The 12,857-nt window shown below is 58.7% G+C and carries 20 protein-coding genes and 4 tRNA genes; 4 read left to right on the top strand and 20 right to left on the bottom strand.

Translation table 11 applies throughout. The features are described 5' to 3' along the window. Positions 1–20: 20 nt before the first annotated feature. The 14 genes from JDEN_RS11495 to JDEN_RS11425 form a co-directional block, all read right to left on the bottom strand. Positions 21–416, bottom strand: coding sequence for a RusA family crossover junction endodeoxyribonuclease (locus JDEN_RS11495; protein WP_015772414.1), 396 nt, complete (start codon positions 414–416; stop codon positions 21–23). Then, positions 406–666: a DUF6378 domain-containing protein gene (locus JDEN_RS13715; protein WP_041288482.1), complete on the bottom strand. Its 261-nt coding sequence runs from the start codon at positions 664–666 to the stop codon at positions 406–408. Before JDEN_RS13715 ends, JDEN_RS11495 begins: the two co-directional genes overlap by 11 nt. Before the next feature lie 200 nt (positions 667–866). Next, positions 867–1,220 (bottom strand): DUF7574 domain-containing protein, encoded by a 354-nt coding sequence (locus JDEN_RS11485; protein ID WP_015772412.1) that lies wholly within the window; start codon positions 1,218–1,220, stop codon positions 867–869. 117 nt (positions 1,221–1,337) lie between these two features. Continuing rightward, complete coding sequence (locus JDEN_RS11480; protein ID WP_015772411.1) at positions 1,338–1,751, bottom strand: single-stranded DNA-binding protein; 414 nt, start codon at positions 1,749–1,751, stop codon at positions 1,338–1,340. Position 1,752: 1 nt separating this feature from the next. Beyond that, a complete protein-coding gene (locus JDEN_RS11475) occupies positions 1,753–2,004 on the bottom strand; it encodes a glutaredoxin family protein (RefSeq protein WP_015772410.1) in 252 nt (83 codons plus the stop codon). Between the two features lie 314 nt (positions 2,005–2,318). Next, positions 2,319–2,960, bottom strand: coding sequence for a hypothetical protein (locus JDEN_RS11465; protein ID WP_015772545.1), 642 nt, complete (start codon positions 2,958–2,960; stop codon positions 2,319–2,321). Further along, positions 2,953–3,801 (bottom strand): PD-(D/E)XK nuclease-like domain-containing protein, encoded by an 849-nt coding sequence (locus JDEN_RS13240; protein WP_015772544.1) that lies wholly within the window; start codon positions 3,799–3,801, stop codon positions 2,953–2,955. Before JDEN_RS13240 ends, JDEN_RS11465 begins: the two co-directional genes overlap by 8 nt. After that, entirely contained in the window at positions 3,794–4,075 is a 282-nt protein-coding gene (locus tag JDEN_RS11455) for a hypothetical protein (protein ID WP_015772543.1), read from the bottom strand. Before JDEN_RS11455 ends, JDEN_RS13240 begins: the two co-directional genes overlap by 8 nt. 225 nt (positions 4,076–4,300) lie before the next feature. Continuing rightward, positions 4,301–5,320 carry a hypothetical protein gene (locus JDEN_RS11450; protein WP_015772541.1) on the bottom strand — a complete coding sequence of 340 codons (1,020 nt, stop codon included), beginning with the start codon at positions 5,318–5,320 and terminating at the stop codon, positions 4,301–4,303. Between the two features lie 101 nt (positions 5,321–5,421). Beyond that, entirely contained in the window at positions 5,422–5,625 is a 204-nt protein-coding gene (locus JDEN_RS11445; RefSeq protein ID WP_015772539.1) for a hypothetical protein, read from the bottom strand. Beyond that, positions 5,622–6,392 carry a phage antirepressor KilAC domain-containing protein gene (locus JDEN_RS13235; RefSeq protein WP_015772538.1) on the bottom strand — a complete coding sequence of 257 codons (771 nt, stop codon included), beginning with the start codon at positions 6,390–6,392 and terminating at the stop codon, positions 5,622–5,624. Before JDEN_RS13235 ends, JDEN_RS11445 begins: the two co-directional genes overlap by 4 nt. A gap of 106 nt (positions 6,393–6,498) precedes the next feature. Further along, on the bottom strand, positions 6,499–6,675 hold the full coding sequence (locus JDEN_RS13905) for a hypothetical protein (RefSeq protein WP_015772537.1): 177 nt from the start codon (positions 6,673–6,675) through the stop codon (positions 6,499–6,501). After that, positions 6,672–6,938 carry a hypothetical protein gene (locus JDEN_RS11430; protein WP_015772536.1) on the bottom strand — a complete coding sequence of 89 codons (267 nt, stop codon included), beginning with the start codon at positions 6,936–6,938 and terminating at the stop codon, positions 6,672–6,674. Before JDEN_RS11430 ends, JDEN_RS13905 begins: the two co-directional genes overlap by 4 nt. Positions 6,939–7,022: 84 nt before the next feature. Then, a complete protein-coding gene (locus tag JDEN_RS11425) occupies positions 7,023–7,229 on the bottom strand; it encodes a helix-turn-helix domain-containing protein (protein ID WP_015772535.1) in 207 nt (68 codons plus the stop codon). A gap of 131 nt (positions 7,230–7,360) precedes the next feature. Here JDEN_RS11425 and JDEN_RS11420 point away from each other — a divergent pair, with 131 nt between their 5' ends. Continuing rightward, the gene (locus JDEN_RS11420) at positions 7,361–7,786 is read left to right on the top strand and encodes a helix-turn-helix domain-containing protein (protein WP_015772534.1); all 426 of its coding nucleotides are present in this window, start codon (positions 7,361–7,363) and stop codon (positions 7,784–7,786) included. A 10-nt stretch (positions 7,787–7,796) separates the two neighbouring features. Next, positions 7,797–8,162 carry an ImmA/IrrE family metallo-endopeptidase gene (locus JDEN_RS13230; RefSeq protein ID WP_015772533.1) on the top strand — a complete coding sequence of 122 codons (366 nt, stop codon included), beginning with the start codon at positions 7,797–7,799 and terminating at the stop codon, positions 8,160–8,162. Between the two features lie 193 nt (positions 8,163–8,355). Here the strand turns inward: JDEN_RS13230 and JDEN_RS11410 are convergent. From JDEN_RS11410 to JDEN_RS11395, 4 genes are all read right to left on the bottom strand, one after another. Next, positions 8,356–8,431: transfer RNA gene (locus tag JDEN_RS11410), tRNA-Phe, on the bottom strand. 21 nt (positions 8,432–8,452) lie between these two features. Next, positions 8,453–8,526: transfer RNA gene (locus tag JDEN_RS11405), tRNA-Asp, on the bottom strand. Positions 8,527–8,570: 44 nt separating this feature from the next. Further along, positions 8,571–8,644: transfer RNA gene (locus JDEN_RS11400), tRNA-Asp, on the bottom strand. A gap of 41 nt (positions 8,645–8,685) precedes the next feature. Beyond that, a tRNA-Glu gene (locus JDEN_RS11395) sits at positions 8,686–8,758 on the bottom strand. Positions 8,759–8,860: 102 nt separating this feature from the next. Here JDEN_RS11395 and JDEN_RS11390 point away from each other — a divergent pair. Continuing rightward, positions 8,861–9,214 carry a metallopeptidase family protein gene (locus tag JDEN_RS11390; RefSeq protein WP_041287928.1) on the top strand — a complete coding sequence of 118 codons (354 nt, stop codon included), beginning with the start codon at positions 8,861–8,863 and terminating at the stop codon, positions 9,212–9,214. 82 nt (positions 9,215–9,296) lie between these two features. Beyond that, entirely contained in the window at positions 9,297–10,283 is a 987-nt protein-coding gene (galE, locus tag JDEN_RS11385; RefSeq protein ID WP_015772531.1) for a UDP-glucose 4-epimerase GalE, read from the top strand. Positions 10,284–10,488: 205 nt separating this feature from the next. On the opposite strand, the gene JDEN_RS11380 is transcribed toward galE, so the two are convergent. Continuing rightward, positions 10,489–11,271, bottom strand: a complete 783-nt coding sequence (locus JDEN_RS11380) for a hypothetical protein (RefSeq protein WP_041287927.1) — start codon at positions 11,269–11,271, stop codon at positions 10,489–10,491. Between the two features lie 197 nt (positions 11,272–11,468). Continuing rightward, positions 11,469–12,857 (bottom strand): Re/Si-specific NAD(P)(+) transhydrogenase subunit beta, encoded by a 1,389-nt coding sequence (gene pntB, locus JDEN_RS11375; protein ID WP_015772529.1) that lies wholly within the window; start codon positions 12,855–12,857, stop codon positions 11,469–11,471.

Raw genomic sequence — 12,857 nt, 5'->3', positions numbered from 1 at the left:
TCAACCCAGAAAAGGGGTGTTCAACTTTTTGCGTGTTCAAGAAAACTTGAACGCGCAGGTTCAGGTGGCCCTATTTCAATGGACACGTAGACGTGTCCTTTCTGGCACCGGTAGTCAAGGATTCTGTGGTCAGGGCCTTGAATGATCGTTGAGTTGTCGTCTTCCCACACCCCGGCGTCGACCATCCCGTCAATGAGCGCTTTGATCGTTGGCCACCAATTTGGGGCGTCCCGTCGGCGTCTGTCCTGGAACCCAAGCCAGGCGATGACGCGGCATGGGGTGGGACCACGAAGGCCCCGAGATTCACTCTCAGCGAGTTGTCTCAGGGCCTTCGTTTTCTTTGCCTTCACATGCGGATTCAGTCTTTGATTCGATGTGAGGATCATCGCTTGTGGGATCAGGAAATCAACCTTCATCACGCCCCCGTGCTGCGATTTCGCTGCCGAGTGCGATGTATCCGGCCGCGTCCACCCACGAGTCTGTGTGACCGGGGGTGCCGACAAGGCGGGAGATTTTCAGCTGGGTAAGGCACAGGGCAACCTGCTCCGGGGTCACATCCACGCCGAGGATGGGGGTCCAGAGTGCGGCTAGTCTCGTGAAAGACTCAGCCGCATCACCGTAGTCTTTGGCGCGGTCCCCAGAAATCAGGGAAGCCGCTGTCGTCAAAGTGACCTCACGGACAGGGGGTGTGGTTGTAGCTAGCGATATGAGATATGAAGGAGGAATCCAAACGGTTTCCTTCGCGCCTTCCAAAAGGACCTCATAGCCACAGCAGCTATCTGAGCTCTCTCTGATCCATGCCTCTCTGCCTCCATGTACGGTGTGGTTTGCCTTCACCCGCACTCGGTCGCCTGGTTTGAAGTCGCTCACTGGTCCTCCTTGAAGTTGGCGAGTGTGTTGAGTGCTTCGGCCAGTTGGCTTTCGGATGCGTAGTATGGGTGCTCTTGCGCGAAGCCGCGAAGGGCGGACCTGACAGCGTTTCTGTCTCCGTCGTTGAAGTCCGCCATGCTCGTGAGGTTCTCACCCCACCCGTTGCAAGAGCACCCGGTGTCTGCGTGCCAGAAATAGCGGCGGTTTTGGGGACTCCAGTAGACGCTGATAAGACCCCATTCGTAGATCGCGTCCCCGAGTGCGACGACTTCTCGCCATCCTCGCGTACCTTCCTTTACTTCTGGTGAGCAGTAGAAGTGGCCGCTTAGTGGGCTTTCGAGGTCAGGCATTTTTCCGTCCTTTGCACTTTTGTTGGTGCCGGTACACCAGCTTTTGCTGTGTGCGTGGCATGGGTGAGTATTGGATATCGAGGCCGCACACCCCGCAGGTGAGAGGTATGGCTTTCATCAGAAGGGTGCTTTCTCTGGGAAGCCGCCGTTTTGTGCGCCCCACGGGTCAGGTGCGGGGGAGGGAGTGGGCGGCTGGGTTGGGGCTTGTTGTCGGGCGGGGACGATGCCCACGACGTCGGCTAGGACCTCGAAAGAGGTTTGCTTCGTCCCGTCCTGCTTCTCCCACTCACGGGCATCCAAGCGGCCTGAGATAGCGACGATTTGCTTATCTGCGAGGTGCTCGGCAAGGTGCTCAGCCTGCTTCCCGAAGACGGTTACGTCACGCCACGCGGCACCTACGTCTTTCCATTCGCCGTCGATTTGGCGGTGTGAGTTTTCCACCGTGCGGAAGCGCAGTAGGGGTTTGCCTGCCTGCGAAAATTTGAGTTCGGGTTGCCCGATGATGCGGCCTTGAAAGCTGATCTGTGCCATTTCATTGTCCGTTCTGTAGTTGTTGTAGGTGTTTGGTCTTGTCAAGGCTGAAGCCAGCCCAGTACCAGGAGCCGAGGGGTGTGGTGACTTCGATGACGGGTGTGGAGGTCGCGCCCAGGGCAGCGATACGCTCGGCTGCTTCAGGGGTTTCGCGGATATTCACGGTCTCAAAAGTGATGCCGTGCTTAGTCAGTGCCCGTGCTTGGGCGACACAAGGCCCACACCCCGGTTGGGTGTAGAGGATGACGGTCATGCGATTTCTGCCCTTCTTTTTGCTTGTAGTGCGGGTGTGTCACCGAATCGCTTCTCGATGCCTCTTGCGAGTACGGTGAGGAGCCATACGCGGTCCTGGTTTCGTTCAAGCCACTTTTCTGTCGCGTCCACGCGCCACCTCCGCCGATATTCGCAGCCTTGGACCCTCAGCTGTCTGGGAAAAAAGAACGGCTGGCCTCCCGATGACCCGGAAACCAGCCGCATGCGCGAAGTGCTTATACTCATCAAGGCCTTCACGTCGAAGATCCCGCCGAGACAGCGAATCATCGATGATCGGCCACGTGTAAATGAGCCTCACGACACCTCCTCGGTGTATTCGATCTCGCCGAGTTCGAAAGGCTCCTCGGCGGGTTCGGGTGCGGGTTCTGCCGCCATCGCGAAAGCGGAGCGTGTGCGGTCCTGCACTGGTGCGCCGGTTTTGTCGACCTCCGCGCCGAGTTCGTCTGGTGTGTAGATCACGCCGACGAGGACTTCGGATGCGCCTTGCCGGATGACCTCGGATGCTGCGCGCGCCCGGAGCATCGCTTGTGGGAAGTTCTTCCACGTGTCTTTGGCGGTGAGTTTCGCTGCGACTGCGCGGTCCCACGTCCATACGGACTCGAAAACGAAGTCGGGGTCGTCGGCGCGGATGAGTTCTGCTTTCACGGCTTTGCCGTCCGGTGCGGTGTGGAAACGTACCTTGTGTCCGGCGTTGCGTGCCAGGGCGACCATGAGGTCAGCTGACATGGTTGGTTTCCCTGAGATGACGTGGATGTTGGTGACCGCGTTGATCCGGGGGATCGTGAGGGCGTCTGCGAGTTCCACCGCGTAGAAAAGGTTCGCGGGGTTGCCCTTGAAAGCCGCTGGGAGCAAAGATGAGGTGGCCATTGTTGTGGCCCATTCTTTGCTTGCGGCGATCTCAGCGCCAGGGTCATGACGCACGGTGATTTCATTCATTGGAAAGTCCTTCTGCTTCGTGTTCTGCGTATTTGGGTAGCTCTGACGTGTAGATGCCGTCGTAGGCTGGCCAGTGCCCCTGATGGATGCCGTCTGCGTATTTGCGTAGGGCGGTGTGCATGAGTAGGTCACCGTAGGTGCGGTCGATCTCGGAGTATTCGATGACCGCGACGTGGTAAGGGGCTTCGTTTTGGACGACGATCCACCCATACCCGGGCGGCTGTAGGCCGAGCAGGTCAGCGGCTCTTAGGTACAGGGATGCTTGCAGGTGGTAGGAGAGTGCGGCGATGCTGCGGTTGAATTCGCGGGGGTTGGCGTCCCTCGCGGTTTTCAAGTCCACGATCAAACCGTCACTGCGTAGCCAGTCGAAACGGACTTGGAAGTACACTTGGTATTCCTCGTCCCATACCAGCGCCGACACCTCGGGGCGACCCTCAGTGAGCAGCGCTGACGCCAGCTTGTGTGCTTTGACCGCGTCCGCCATCTTGTACGCCACGTCAAGCTCATGCTTAAGCATCGGGACACCGCCAGCGGCGTAGCACTCGTCACGGGCAGCGCGGGCCTCCTTCGTGCGCCACGAGTCGAATTGGTAAACCTCGACCGTCATGAGGCCACCCTCAAGGATCAGCTCATGCGCAGCTGATCCCAGGTCGAAGGCTTTCTTCTCCACCCGATTCTGCAAAGACCACAGGTAATCGGCTGGGGATTCCTTCACCAGCACTTTCGCACCGGTAGACGACAAAGGCTTGACCTTGACGCCATTCTTATCAGCGACCTCGATCAAGCCCCGGTGATACTCACCGTTAGGCACGTCGTAGTAGACGCCCGGTTTTCTAGGCATTGTGTTTCACCTGGTTTTCCATGTCGGAGGCGATTTCCGCGAACCACACCGGGGTTGGTGGGCACCATTTTGGTGGGTCCGTGAGGTCGATCTCGGTTGTTTTGTACTCACCGGCGTTGGTGATGCCGATGGCGAAGCACGCGGTTTGTACACCGTCGTGGTAGGTGCGGGCTTCGTATGCGATGTCGGTGACGCGGAAGGTTTGCCCTGTGATCGTGGTGTCGTGCGCCTCGCCGATTGGGGCCAGGTGCGCGGCGATTCTCTTGATGCTCATGCCATCTCCTTGAGTGCGTCGATTAGGCGTGTGTAGCCTGCCCAGATTTCGGCATCTGTCAGGCCCTTGTCGCGTAGGTTTTGGTCAAAGTCGGTCATGGTGTGCATTCCTCCAGTGGTAAGGCGGGGTCGCAGAGGGGGATTTGTAGGACGTGTGCGAGGCCTGCCCAGATGAGTAGGGTCGCGATGATGAGCAGGATGGTTAGTAGGGCTGGTAGGTGGCGTTTCATTTGCGTCCCCTGAATGTGAGGAGTGCGAGACCCCCGAGGAACAGCAAAGCCGCGGCGGCGACTAGCTTGTCTTCGATGCCGGTTTCGGCTAGGACAGCCCGGCCAGTCTCAGCCGATGGTGTAGATGCAGGCTGAGGGTCATCACCCTCTGGCTGGTCTGGTGCAGGCGCGCTTGGTGCAGGTGATGGGTCAGTGTCCACGGGGTCAGGGCGGTCGACCACGATGGCCTCTCCCACCCCTTCATCAACCGGGTCCTCGCTGTCGTCGTCGCAGACGGGTTGGTCGATGGGACCGAACGATTCAGAGGCGTACTCGAAATCGCCGAGGACCCATTCGCCGTCGTCCCACACCCAGTCAGCGCGGTAGTCGTGGACCGTGACCAGCCCGGATTCACAGTCGTATGACTTGTCCCCATACCACTGCGGGGCTGGCTTCTCCGGGCGCGTAGGTTCGGGTTCGGGGTCTGGTTGGGGTTCTGGTTCATCGGTTGGCTCCGGGTCAGGGGTCGGGTCCTCAGTCGGTTCTTCCAGCTCCGGGTCCGGGGTTGGTTCGGGAGTGGGTTCCGGCTCTGGGGTTGGTTCGGGAGTGGGTTCCTCAGACGGTTCCTCTGTTGGGTCCGGCGTAGGTTCCTCGGTGGGTTCTGGCTGCGCATCCTCGACGGAAGGCCCGCAACCAGGACCCACAGGAGCCTGACCTGCTTCACCGAAGTGAGCGTTGTACCCGTGGACCTGCACCCACTCGACGCACAGGGGAGCATCACTAAAGGCCGACCAGGGCATAAAGGTCTCGCCAATCCACGCGCCGCCAGGGTGGTTGTTATTCGGGTCAAAGTGGATACCAAAGGGTCCCTGCTCGGTGCGAATGTTCACGTGCCCGTGCGCTTCCAACGGCTTCGGGAAGCTAATCCCCTCCACCCCCACCGTGTACGGGGTAGGACTGTCGCTGCCGCCCGCGAGCGCAGGAATTGGGCAAAGAAAAAGGGCCACCGTAGCGGCCCCAACGATTTGGGTTCTCATGATTCCTCGTTCTCGATTTCGTTTTCGGATTGTGTTCTCTCCCAGCGGCGATCAACCTCGTTCGCCAACCAGGACTCATAACGGTCAACCATCAGGCCCCCTCACGCATCCGGCAAAGCTGCACGCCACTCAGCAGCCTGCTCAGCAGTGATATAAATCCGTGACTTCCGCGACGACCCCACCCGCTTACACTGCAAAGGCGGATACGTCGCCGACTCGCCACGGATACAATCCCGCACCGTCGTTTCACTGATCCGGTGCAGCTGAGCGAATTCAGCGACGCTCATCATCAGAGGCGTACTCATGCTGTGACCTCCTTGTTTGCGGTGATGCGGGTGCGGATCATGTCTAGGCCTTTACCGGTGATGCGTACTTGTGGGGCTGATGACGCCATTTCGATGCCGGTTTTTAGATCTTTGTAGGTGCGGGCTTTAGCGACGAAAAGTCCCTGCTCTACAAAGCGCTGGTACACGTGAGGGCGCTTTTTGTGGTCTCGGTACAGGTACCCCCAGTCCACGAGTGCGCGGACTAGGCGCTTCTCGCCAATGTCGATCTGCCCCGACTCATGCAGCACTTTCGCGGCATCATTGAAGGACCACGACCCGGCAGATGACACGACCGAATCCCACGACGCTGCTTTCGGCTCCAGTAGTGCGATGACTTGCTCTTTCTGGGATAGTGCGTCGGCTGCGTCGGCTGCGTCGGCTGCGGCGCGTAGGGCTTCGGCGTAGGTTTGCGGGACAGTCGGCCTCAGGGTTTTAGCCATCTGGTAGAAGGCATCCACCAAAGCGACTTTGAAAGCGACGACTTGCTCGGTGTTCCGCATAAAGGTCATGAGTAGGGTTGCTTGCTGCTCATTCAGCAGAGCGATTCGGACTGGGTTTCCGCCGCCTGGCAACGGTCGCGTTTCAAACGCGACCGTCCCAAATCGTTGAAGACTCGCCATGTGGGTCGCTGCGAGCTCCAGCACGTTCTTGTGTTGGACGCCTGACCCCTCGGCGATTTGCTCGGATGAAACGACAAGAGCACCATCGTCTGAGCGCTCAATCGTTGGTACAATGGACAGATTCATTACGGTTTCCTTTCGGGAATGTCGAAGCCCACCAGTGGTCGCTGGTGGGCTTTGGTTTATCGGGGTGCTATCTCTAGCGGGATACAGCGAAAAAAATCATCTCCGCTCAAGCGGCAGTAACTACATCAGGATTCACGGGGCCTTCGTCCCTTGCGTGTCGTGGTGTGATACCAAGTTTTTTGCGTCGGGCGGCGATTCCTTCGTGGAATGCGCGTTGGTAGATGGTGTGCTCCACATTCCAGCCGGGTTTCGCGTGACGCGGAGTGTACTTGTCGGTGTTCATGCTGCTTGCCTTTCTAATTGGAATTGCTTGCGGAGGATGCGCTGGATTGCTGTGCGTGCGGTGGGGTCCGAGTGCGGTTCACTGATCGACCCGAATAGCTCTACGTCCTGTGCGTCGATGTCCGCGCACCAGGCTTTGAAAGCTTCCGCCTCGAGAAGCTGCCCTGCGATACGGTCAGCTGCCCGGCTGGACATTTTGATGCCCATTTGCAGGGACTCAGCACGGATGATGCGACGAAGCATGACAAAACTCGTTTCAGACATGGAAGTGTCCTTCTGTTCTAGGCCCACTTGGTGTGGGTGCCGCCGTACGACGGTCTTGGTGAAACAAGGGGGAGGGGGAGTGTGTTAGGCGGCAGTCTTGGCGAGGGCGTCTGCGATGATCGCGGTGACTTTGGCGACGTAAACCCTTGTGGGTTCGTACCTGCCGGTTTCTACTTTGGAAAGGTAGGAGACTGATGTGTCTGCTTGGGCGGCTACGTCTTCGAGTGTGAGTCCGGCGAGGCGACGTAGGCTCCTCAGTGATGTGCCGGTGTTGTTTGTTTGCTGTGCCATGTCAAATATCCTGCCTAACTTTTGACATGGACGCAAGCATTAATGTCATCTTTCACCCGCTACAATTGACGGAATGTCAAATTGTGAGGTACTATTTTGGCGTATTCACTACTAGTAACCAGGGGTTCACAATGTCAAGAAAAAAGATCGCCGACATGACTCAGGCGGAGCGTGTCGAGGCGGCTGCGACCATCGCGGACATTCGTGAGCGCCTAGGAATCAGCCAGCAAGAACTGTCAGATGCGACCGGGATCAGTCGGCAAACCATCTCAAACATCGAGCGTGGCGCAACAAGGCCGAACAGCAAGTCTCTTGAGAAGATTTTCGAGGCTCTAGGCGTCTCAGACGCCCCAGAGTTTGACGCGGCAACTGAAAAGTGGCTTGTCATGGTCGGCACTCTCGTGGAACGAATCCCCGCGCAACGACGGCAGAAAGCCATGGACTCTACGATGCACTACCTGGCGCTGTCAGTGGGAGCGGATATAAAAGACTTCGTCCTGGCAGCAAGCGAGGCTGACCATGATAAAGAGTCCGAAGCTCAAGAAACCCAACCCTGATGGAGGATGCATGGATGCCCTGATCGAGATGGCCCAAGCTGCGGGCTACAAGGTGGAGTGGGTGTCAATGTCCCGCTACACCGGCCTACTGCTGGACGACAGGATCCTGATCAATCAGCATCGCTCGATCATGACGCAACGGGTGGCGTTGGCGCATGAGCTTGGACATATCCATCATGGGCATGACTGGCGGGTTAATCCTCACAGCCGGGAGCGGGACGAGCGGCAGGCGAACAGGTTTGCGGCGGAGTTACTTGTGGACCCTGTAGAGCTCATGGAGGCAGAGATGCTTTATGAGAGTCCTGGGGCGGTCGCTGCGGCGCTTAGCTTGCCCGAGTCGATTCTTGACATATGGCGAGCGTCTGCGAAAGCCTGAAAACGGAAAAAGGCCCCACCTCAACCGAGGTGGGGCCTGATTTGTGAAATCTATCGCGGGGATTACGCCTATGTAGCGTGGGTGCGCAATTGACTTTGAATGTGGGTAGTAATGGAGGTAATGGCCTTCTTTTGGGTCGTGACGACCTCAGGGCAAAAAGAATGGGAGCCGCTATTTCTAGCGGCTCCCGGGGTGGTGGCTCCGACCGGCATCGATCCGGTGACCTTTCGATTTTCAGTCGAACGCTCTACCAACTGAGCTACAGAGCCATCGCGTTGCCGAGGCAACTGCGACCCTGACGGGACTTGAACCCGCGACCTCCGCCGTGACAGGGCGGCGCGCTAACCAACTGCGCTACAGGGCCTTGCTGTGAAATTATGTGTCCCGGTTGGTGTGACCTTCCGAGTGCGACCCTGACGGGACTTGAACCCGCGACCTCCGCCGTGACAGGGCGGCGCGCTAACCAACTGCGCTACAGGGCCATTCTGTGGTGCGTGGTGAAGAGTTGCCTCTTCGCAAACCGTACCCCCAACGGGATTCGAACCCGTGCTACCGCCGTGAAAGGGCGGCGTCCTAGGCCACTAGACGATGGGGGCCTGCGCTGTTTGTTTGCCCTGTGTGGGGCGAACGAACGTTGCTGAAAAAGCATATGGTGTCGGGTGGGGTTTTGGCAAAACAGAATGTGCCACGATGGGGGCATGGTGGAGATGAGCGTGGAGGAGTTTGACGATGCGGTCTCGCGTGCGCTTGATCTGATTCCGGCGGAGATTCAGGTGCTGATGGACAATGTTGTTGTCCTTGTCGAGGCTGATCCACCTGCGCAAACACCGGATTTGTTGGGTGTGTATGAGGGGATTCCGCTCACGGAGCGTGGTGCAGATTGGGGGATGGGGACCCTTCCGGATGCGATCACAATTTTCCGAAATCCCCTATTAGCGATGTGTGAGGATGAGGCGCAGGTCATATCTGAGGTGCGCATCACAGTGCTTCATGAGGTGGGGCATTTCTTCGGTATTGATGATGCGCGTCTGCACGAACTGGGGTGGGGATAAAACACCTGCCATCTGCCTCAGTACACGCCTTCCGGGACTCTGGGCCGCATCAGTTGTCAGGCGGCGCGGGTAGGCTGGGAGCATGACGATTCTTGTGACAGGTGGAGCAGGGTACATTGGCGCGCACGTTGTCCGGCTGCTGCAGCAGCAGGGTGACCAGGTTGTTGTTGTGGACAACCTGAGCACGGGACGCCGCGACCGGGTGGGGGATGCCCCCATCATTGAGGTGGACATTGCCACCGATGCTGCCGTGGACCTCATGGCTGACGCCATGCGTGAGCACGCTGTGACTGCTGTCATCCATTTCGCGGCGCAGAAGCAGGTGGGGGAGTCGGTTGCTCGTCCCGCGTTTTACTACCACCAGAATGTGGGTGGTATGTCGAATGTGATTGCTGCGATGGAACGTGCGCAGGTGCGTGACCTCGTGTTCTCCTCATCAGCGGCAACATACGGTATGCCTGATGTCCCCGTGGTCTCTGAGACAGTCGACCCTCGACCAATCAACCCCTATGGTGAAACTAAACTGGTGGGTGAGTGGTTAGGGCGTGCGGCGTCAACCGCGTGGGGGATGCGGTTCGCTGCGTTGCGCTACTTCAATGTGGCGGGTGCGGGGTGGGATGACCTCGGTGACCCGGCTGTGTTGAACCTGGTCCCCATGGTGTTGGACCGGATCGCGAAGGGGCAAAACCCGCTGATTTTCGGTGATGACTACGACACCCCAGATGGCACCTGTGTCCGTGATTACATTCACGTTCTTGACCTGGCTCAGGCGCACATCGACACGCTGGCTTACCTCACCAAGGACCAACGCGATTTTGACGTGTTCAACGTGGGTACCGGAACCGGCTCATCAGTGCGTGAGGTCATTGACGGGCTCGCGCGAGTGTCTGGCCTGAACATCACTCCGGAGATCTTTGAGCGTCGCGCCGGTGACCCACCACACCTTGTTGGGTCCCCTGAGCGCATCAATTCGGCGCTGAAGTGGACGGCTAGCCATAACCTCGACGACATTCTCGCGTCCGCGTGGTCGGCGTGGCAGGCTGGTCCGCGCCGCATCGACGTGCCGTAACCACACACGTACTGTGAAGGCCCGGTGCCACCTCCTGGTAGGTGGCACCGGGCCTTTCGCATGCGCAAACCTGGCGCGCATGCGTGTGCCGAGCCAGCCCCCTGCTCTGGCTCGACGTCCCCTCGCACCTGCCTGTGGCAAGGTGGTTTGTGGGCTTGCCGATGCGCGACCCAGGTTGTGTGGCCGGGTCGCGCATCGTGAGGTGTTAGTTGGATGCGAGCGTGAACTCCCCAAGGCCTGCAGTGTTGGTCACGATGACTTTCGGGGTACCGTCTTTTTCACCTGTTGTGGTGCTGTAGGTGTCGGATCCTTCGATGGTTTCACCGTTGATGTCGGCGGCACCGAATCCGGCGCTGATGCTGAGGTCAACGAATGCGTTTGCCGGGGTGGTGACGGTGAAGTCGCCGACTGATCCGTCTTGGTTGATGGTGATGTCTGAGTCGGTGGGGGTGGTCACTGCGGCGGTAGCGTACCCCTCGTTGAGGGTGAGTTCGTTGACCTGGAGGGCGGAGAAGTCTGCGGTGAGGGAGTCGCCGGGGGCATCGACGGTGATGGTCCATTGTGCGTCTGGGTGGATGTACACGGTGACAGCTGAGGTGGCGGCCTGTTCAAGGAGGTCGAAGCTCACAGAGTAGCCGCTGTCTGTCTCCTCGACGGCGGGTACGGCGGCTTTGTCGTTGTCGGAGGTGACTTTGAGGGCGGTGTCGCCAGCGTCTTCAAGCGGGGAGATAGTGATGTGCGCGGCGGACCCACTGATGGCGAGCTTTTGTTCACTGCCGGCGATGTCTGTGGCTGTTGCTTCGGCGTCGGCTTGGGCGCCTTTGACTGCGTCCTCGGTTCCAGTTGTGTCTGACTGGGCGGAGTCCCCTCCTTGTGTGTTTTCTGAGGGGGCGGAGTCGGAGGAACAGGCAGCGGTTGCGGCAATCAGCGTCACCGCAACGATGGCGGTCATTGTGCGGGTGACTGTCGTGTGTCGTGAAGTTCGCATGGAGTTAGGCTATGCCTCTGGGCGTGTAACCAGAAGATCTGAAACGTTTAAGGTCTCACCGGGTGGACGGGGTGAAGTATCCGTACTGACCTGCACATTGTCAGGTGGGTTGATCTGTGATTAGCCGTTTCAGGGTGTGAAAAAGCGTGTGGGTCCCTGCCCGTCACGGGGGGACCCACACGCTCACTCAGAGGTTGTTACAGTGCTTTGACAATGTCATCCACGCGTTCTTTGGCATCACCAAAGAGCATGGAGGTGTTCTCCTTGAAGAACAGCGGGTTTTGTACCCCGGCGTACCCAACTGCCATGGACCGTTTGAACACGATGACGTGTTGTGCGTTCCACACCTCAATGACGGGCATTCCTGCGATGGGTGAGCCTGGGTCATCTTGAGCGGCAGGGTTGACTGTGTCATTTGCTCCAATGACAAGGACAACGTCAGTGGTGTCGAGCCGTTCATTCACTTCTTCGAGCTCTTCAACGATGTCGTAGGGTACTTTCGCTTCTGCGAGCAGGACGTTCATGTGTCCGGGCAGGCGTCCTGCTACGGGGTGGACCCCGAAGCGGACGTCAATGCCTTGTGCACGCAGTTTCGCGGTCAGTTCAGCGACTGGGTACTGGGCGCGTGCCACCGCCATTCCGTAACCGGGGGTGATGATGACGCTTTTGGCTTCCTTGAGGAGTTGCGCGGCATCAGCAGCGAGGATTTCTTGGTGTTCTCCTTCCACCACTGCCGCACTTGCACCGGAACCGGTGTCACCAAATCCCCCGGCAATGACGGACAGGAACTTCCGGTTCATCGCTTTGCACATGATGTAGGACAGGATCGCACCGGAGGACCCAACGAGCGCACCGGTGATGATGAGCAGGTCGTTGGAGAGCATGAACCCGGCGGCTGCTGCAGCCCACCCTGAGTAGGAGTTGAGCATGGACACAACAACAGGCATGTCTCCGCCGCCGATTGCGACGACCATGTGCCACCCAACGAACAGGGCGATTGCGGTCATGATGAGCAGCGGCCAGATGCTGGGGGCAACCATGAACCACACCATGAGTCCCAGTGAGGAAAGGACGGCTGCGAGGTTGATGAAGTGGCGTCCGGGCAGCATGACGGGTGCGGACTTCACTTTGGCGGACAGTTTGAGGTAGGCGACAACTGATCCGGTGAAGGTGATGGCACCGATGAAGACACCGAGGAACACTTCGACCATGTGGACGGCGTCATGTGTCGTGTCAGCGAGGTAGGAGTTGAACCCGACGAGAACGGCTGCGAGACCCACAAAGGAGTGCAGGATCGCAATCATTTCTGGCATCTGCGTCATCTCAACTTTACGTGCCCGGGTGAGACCAATGACAGCCCCTGTTCCCAAGGCAAGCGCAATGAGGAGCGCAGTGACGACCGCTGGTCGTTCCGATTCGATCAGCGCGAGGACAACGGTTGCGACAAGGGCGAGTGTCATCCCGACTTTCCCGGCCAGGTTTCCCGCCCGTGCGGTGTCTTGGCGGGCTAGCCCTGCCAGTGACCCGATGAAGCATACTCCGGCGACAACGTAGGCCCCGGCAACAAATTGTGTCAGTGTGTCCAC

It is taken from the genome of Jonesia denitrificans DSM 20603, from assembly GCF_000024065.1.
Lineage (GTDB): Bacteria > Actinomycetota > Actinomycetes > Actinomycetales > Cellulomonadaceae > Jonesia > Jonesia denitrificans.
Note: the sequence above shows the minus strand (reverse complement) of the source record. Positions and strands in the feature narration are given on the sequence as shown.

What these genes read in the sequence shown, in the direction of transcription:
- JDEN_RS11495 (WP_015772414.1), bottom strand. Translation starts at nt 416, where the DNA reads ATGAAGGTTGATTTCCTGATCCCACAAGCGATGATCCTCACATCGAAT.
- JDEN_RS11485 (WP_015772412.1), bottom strand. Translation starts at nt 1,220, where the DNA reads ATGCCTGACCTCGAAAGCCCACTAAGCGGCCACTTCTACTGCTCACCA.
- JDEN_RS11480 (WP_015772411.1), bottom strand. Translation starts at nt 1,751, where the DNA reads ATGGCACAGATCAGCTTTCAAGGCCGCATCATCGGGCAACCCGAACTC.
- JDEN_RS11475 (WP_015772410.1), bottom strand. Translation starts at nt 2,004, where the DNA reads ATGACCGTCATCCTCTACACCCAACCGGGGTGTGGGCCTTGTGTCGCC.
- JDEN_RS11465 (WP_015772545.1), bottom strand. Translation starts at nt 2,960, where the DNA reads ATGAATGAAATCACCGTGCGTCATGACCCTGGCGCTGAGATCGCCGCA.
- JDEN_RS13240 (WP_015772544.1), bottom strand. Translation starts at nt 3,801, where the DNA reads ATGCCTAGAAAACCGGGCGTCTACTACGACGTGCCTAACGGTGAGTAT.
- JDEN_RS11455 (WP_015772543.1), bottom strand. Translation starts at nt 4,075, where the DNA reads ATGAGCATCAAGAGAATCGCCGCGCACCTGGCCCCAATCGGCGAGGCG.
- JDEN_RS11450 (WP_015772541.1), bottom strand. Translation starts at nt 5,320, where the DNA reads ATGAGAACCCAAATCGTTGGGGCCGCTACGGTGGCCCTTTTTCTTTGC.
- JDEN_RS11445 (WP_015772539.1), bottom strand. Translation starts at nt 5,625, where the DNA reads ATGAGTACGCCTCTGATGATGAGCGTCGCTGAATTCGCTCAGCTGCAC.
- JDEN_RS13235 (WP_015772538.1), bottom strand. Translation starts at nt 6,392, where the DNA reads ATGAATCTGTCCATTGTACCAACGATTGAGCGCTCAGACGATGGTGCT.
- JDEN_RS13905 (WP_015772537.1), bottom strand. Translation starts at nt 6,675, where the DNA reads ATGAACACCGACAAGTACACTCCGCGTCACGCGAAACCCGGCTGGAAT.
- JDEN_RS11430 (WP_015772536.1), bottom strand. Translation starts at nt 6,938, where the DNA reads ATGTCTGAAACGAGTTTTGTCATGCTTCGTCGCATCATCCGTGCTGAG.
- JDEN_RS11425 (WP_015772535.1), bottom strand. Translation starts at nt 7,229, where the DNA reads ATGGCACAGCAAACAAACAACACCGGCACATCACTGAGGAGCCTACGT.
- JDEN_RS11420 (WP_015772534.1), top strand. Translation starts at nt 7,361, where the DNA reads ATGTCAAGAAAAAAGATCGCCGACATGACTCAGGCGGAGCGTGTCGAG.
- JDEN_RS13230 (WP_015772533.1), top strand. Translation starts at nt 7,797, where the DNA reads ATGGATGCCCTGATCGAGATGGCCCAAGCTGCGGGCTACAAGGTGGAG.
- JDEN_RS11390 (WP_041287928.1), top strand. Translation starts at nt 8,861, where the DNA reads ATGGTGGAGATGAGCGTGGAGGAGTTTGACGATGCGGTCTCGCGTGCG.
- galE (WP_015772531.1), top strand. Translation starts at nt 9,297, where the DNA reads ATGACGATTCTTGTGACAGGTGGAGCAGGGTACATTGGCGCGCACGTT.
- JDEN_RS11380 (WP_041287927.1), bottom strand. Translation starts at nt 11,271, where the DNA reads ATGCGAACTTCACGACACACGACAGTCACCCGCACAATGACCGCCATC.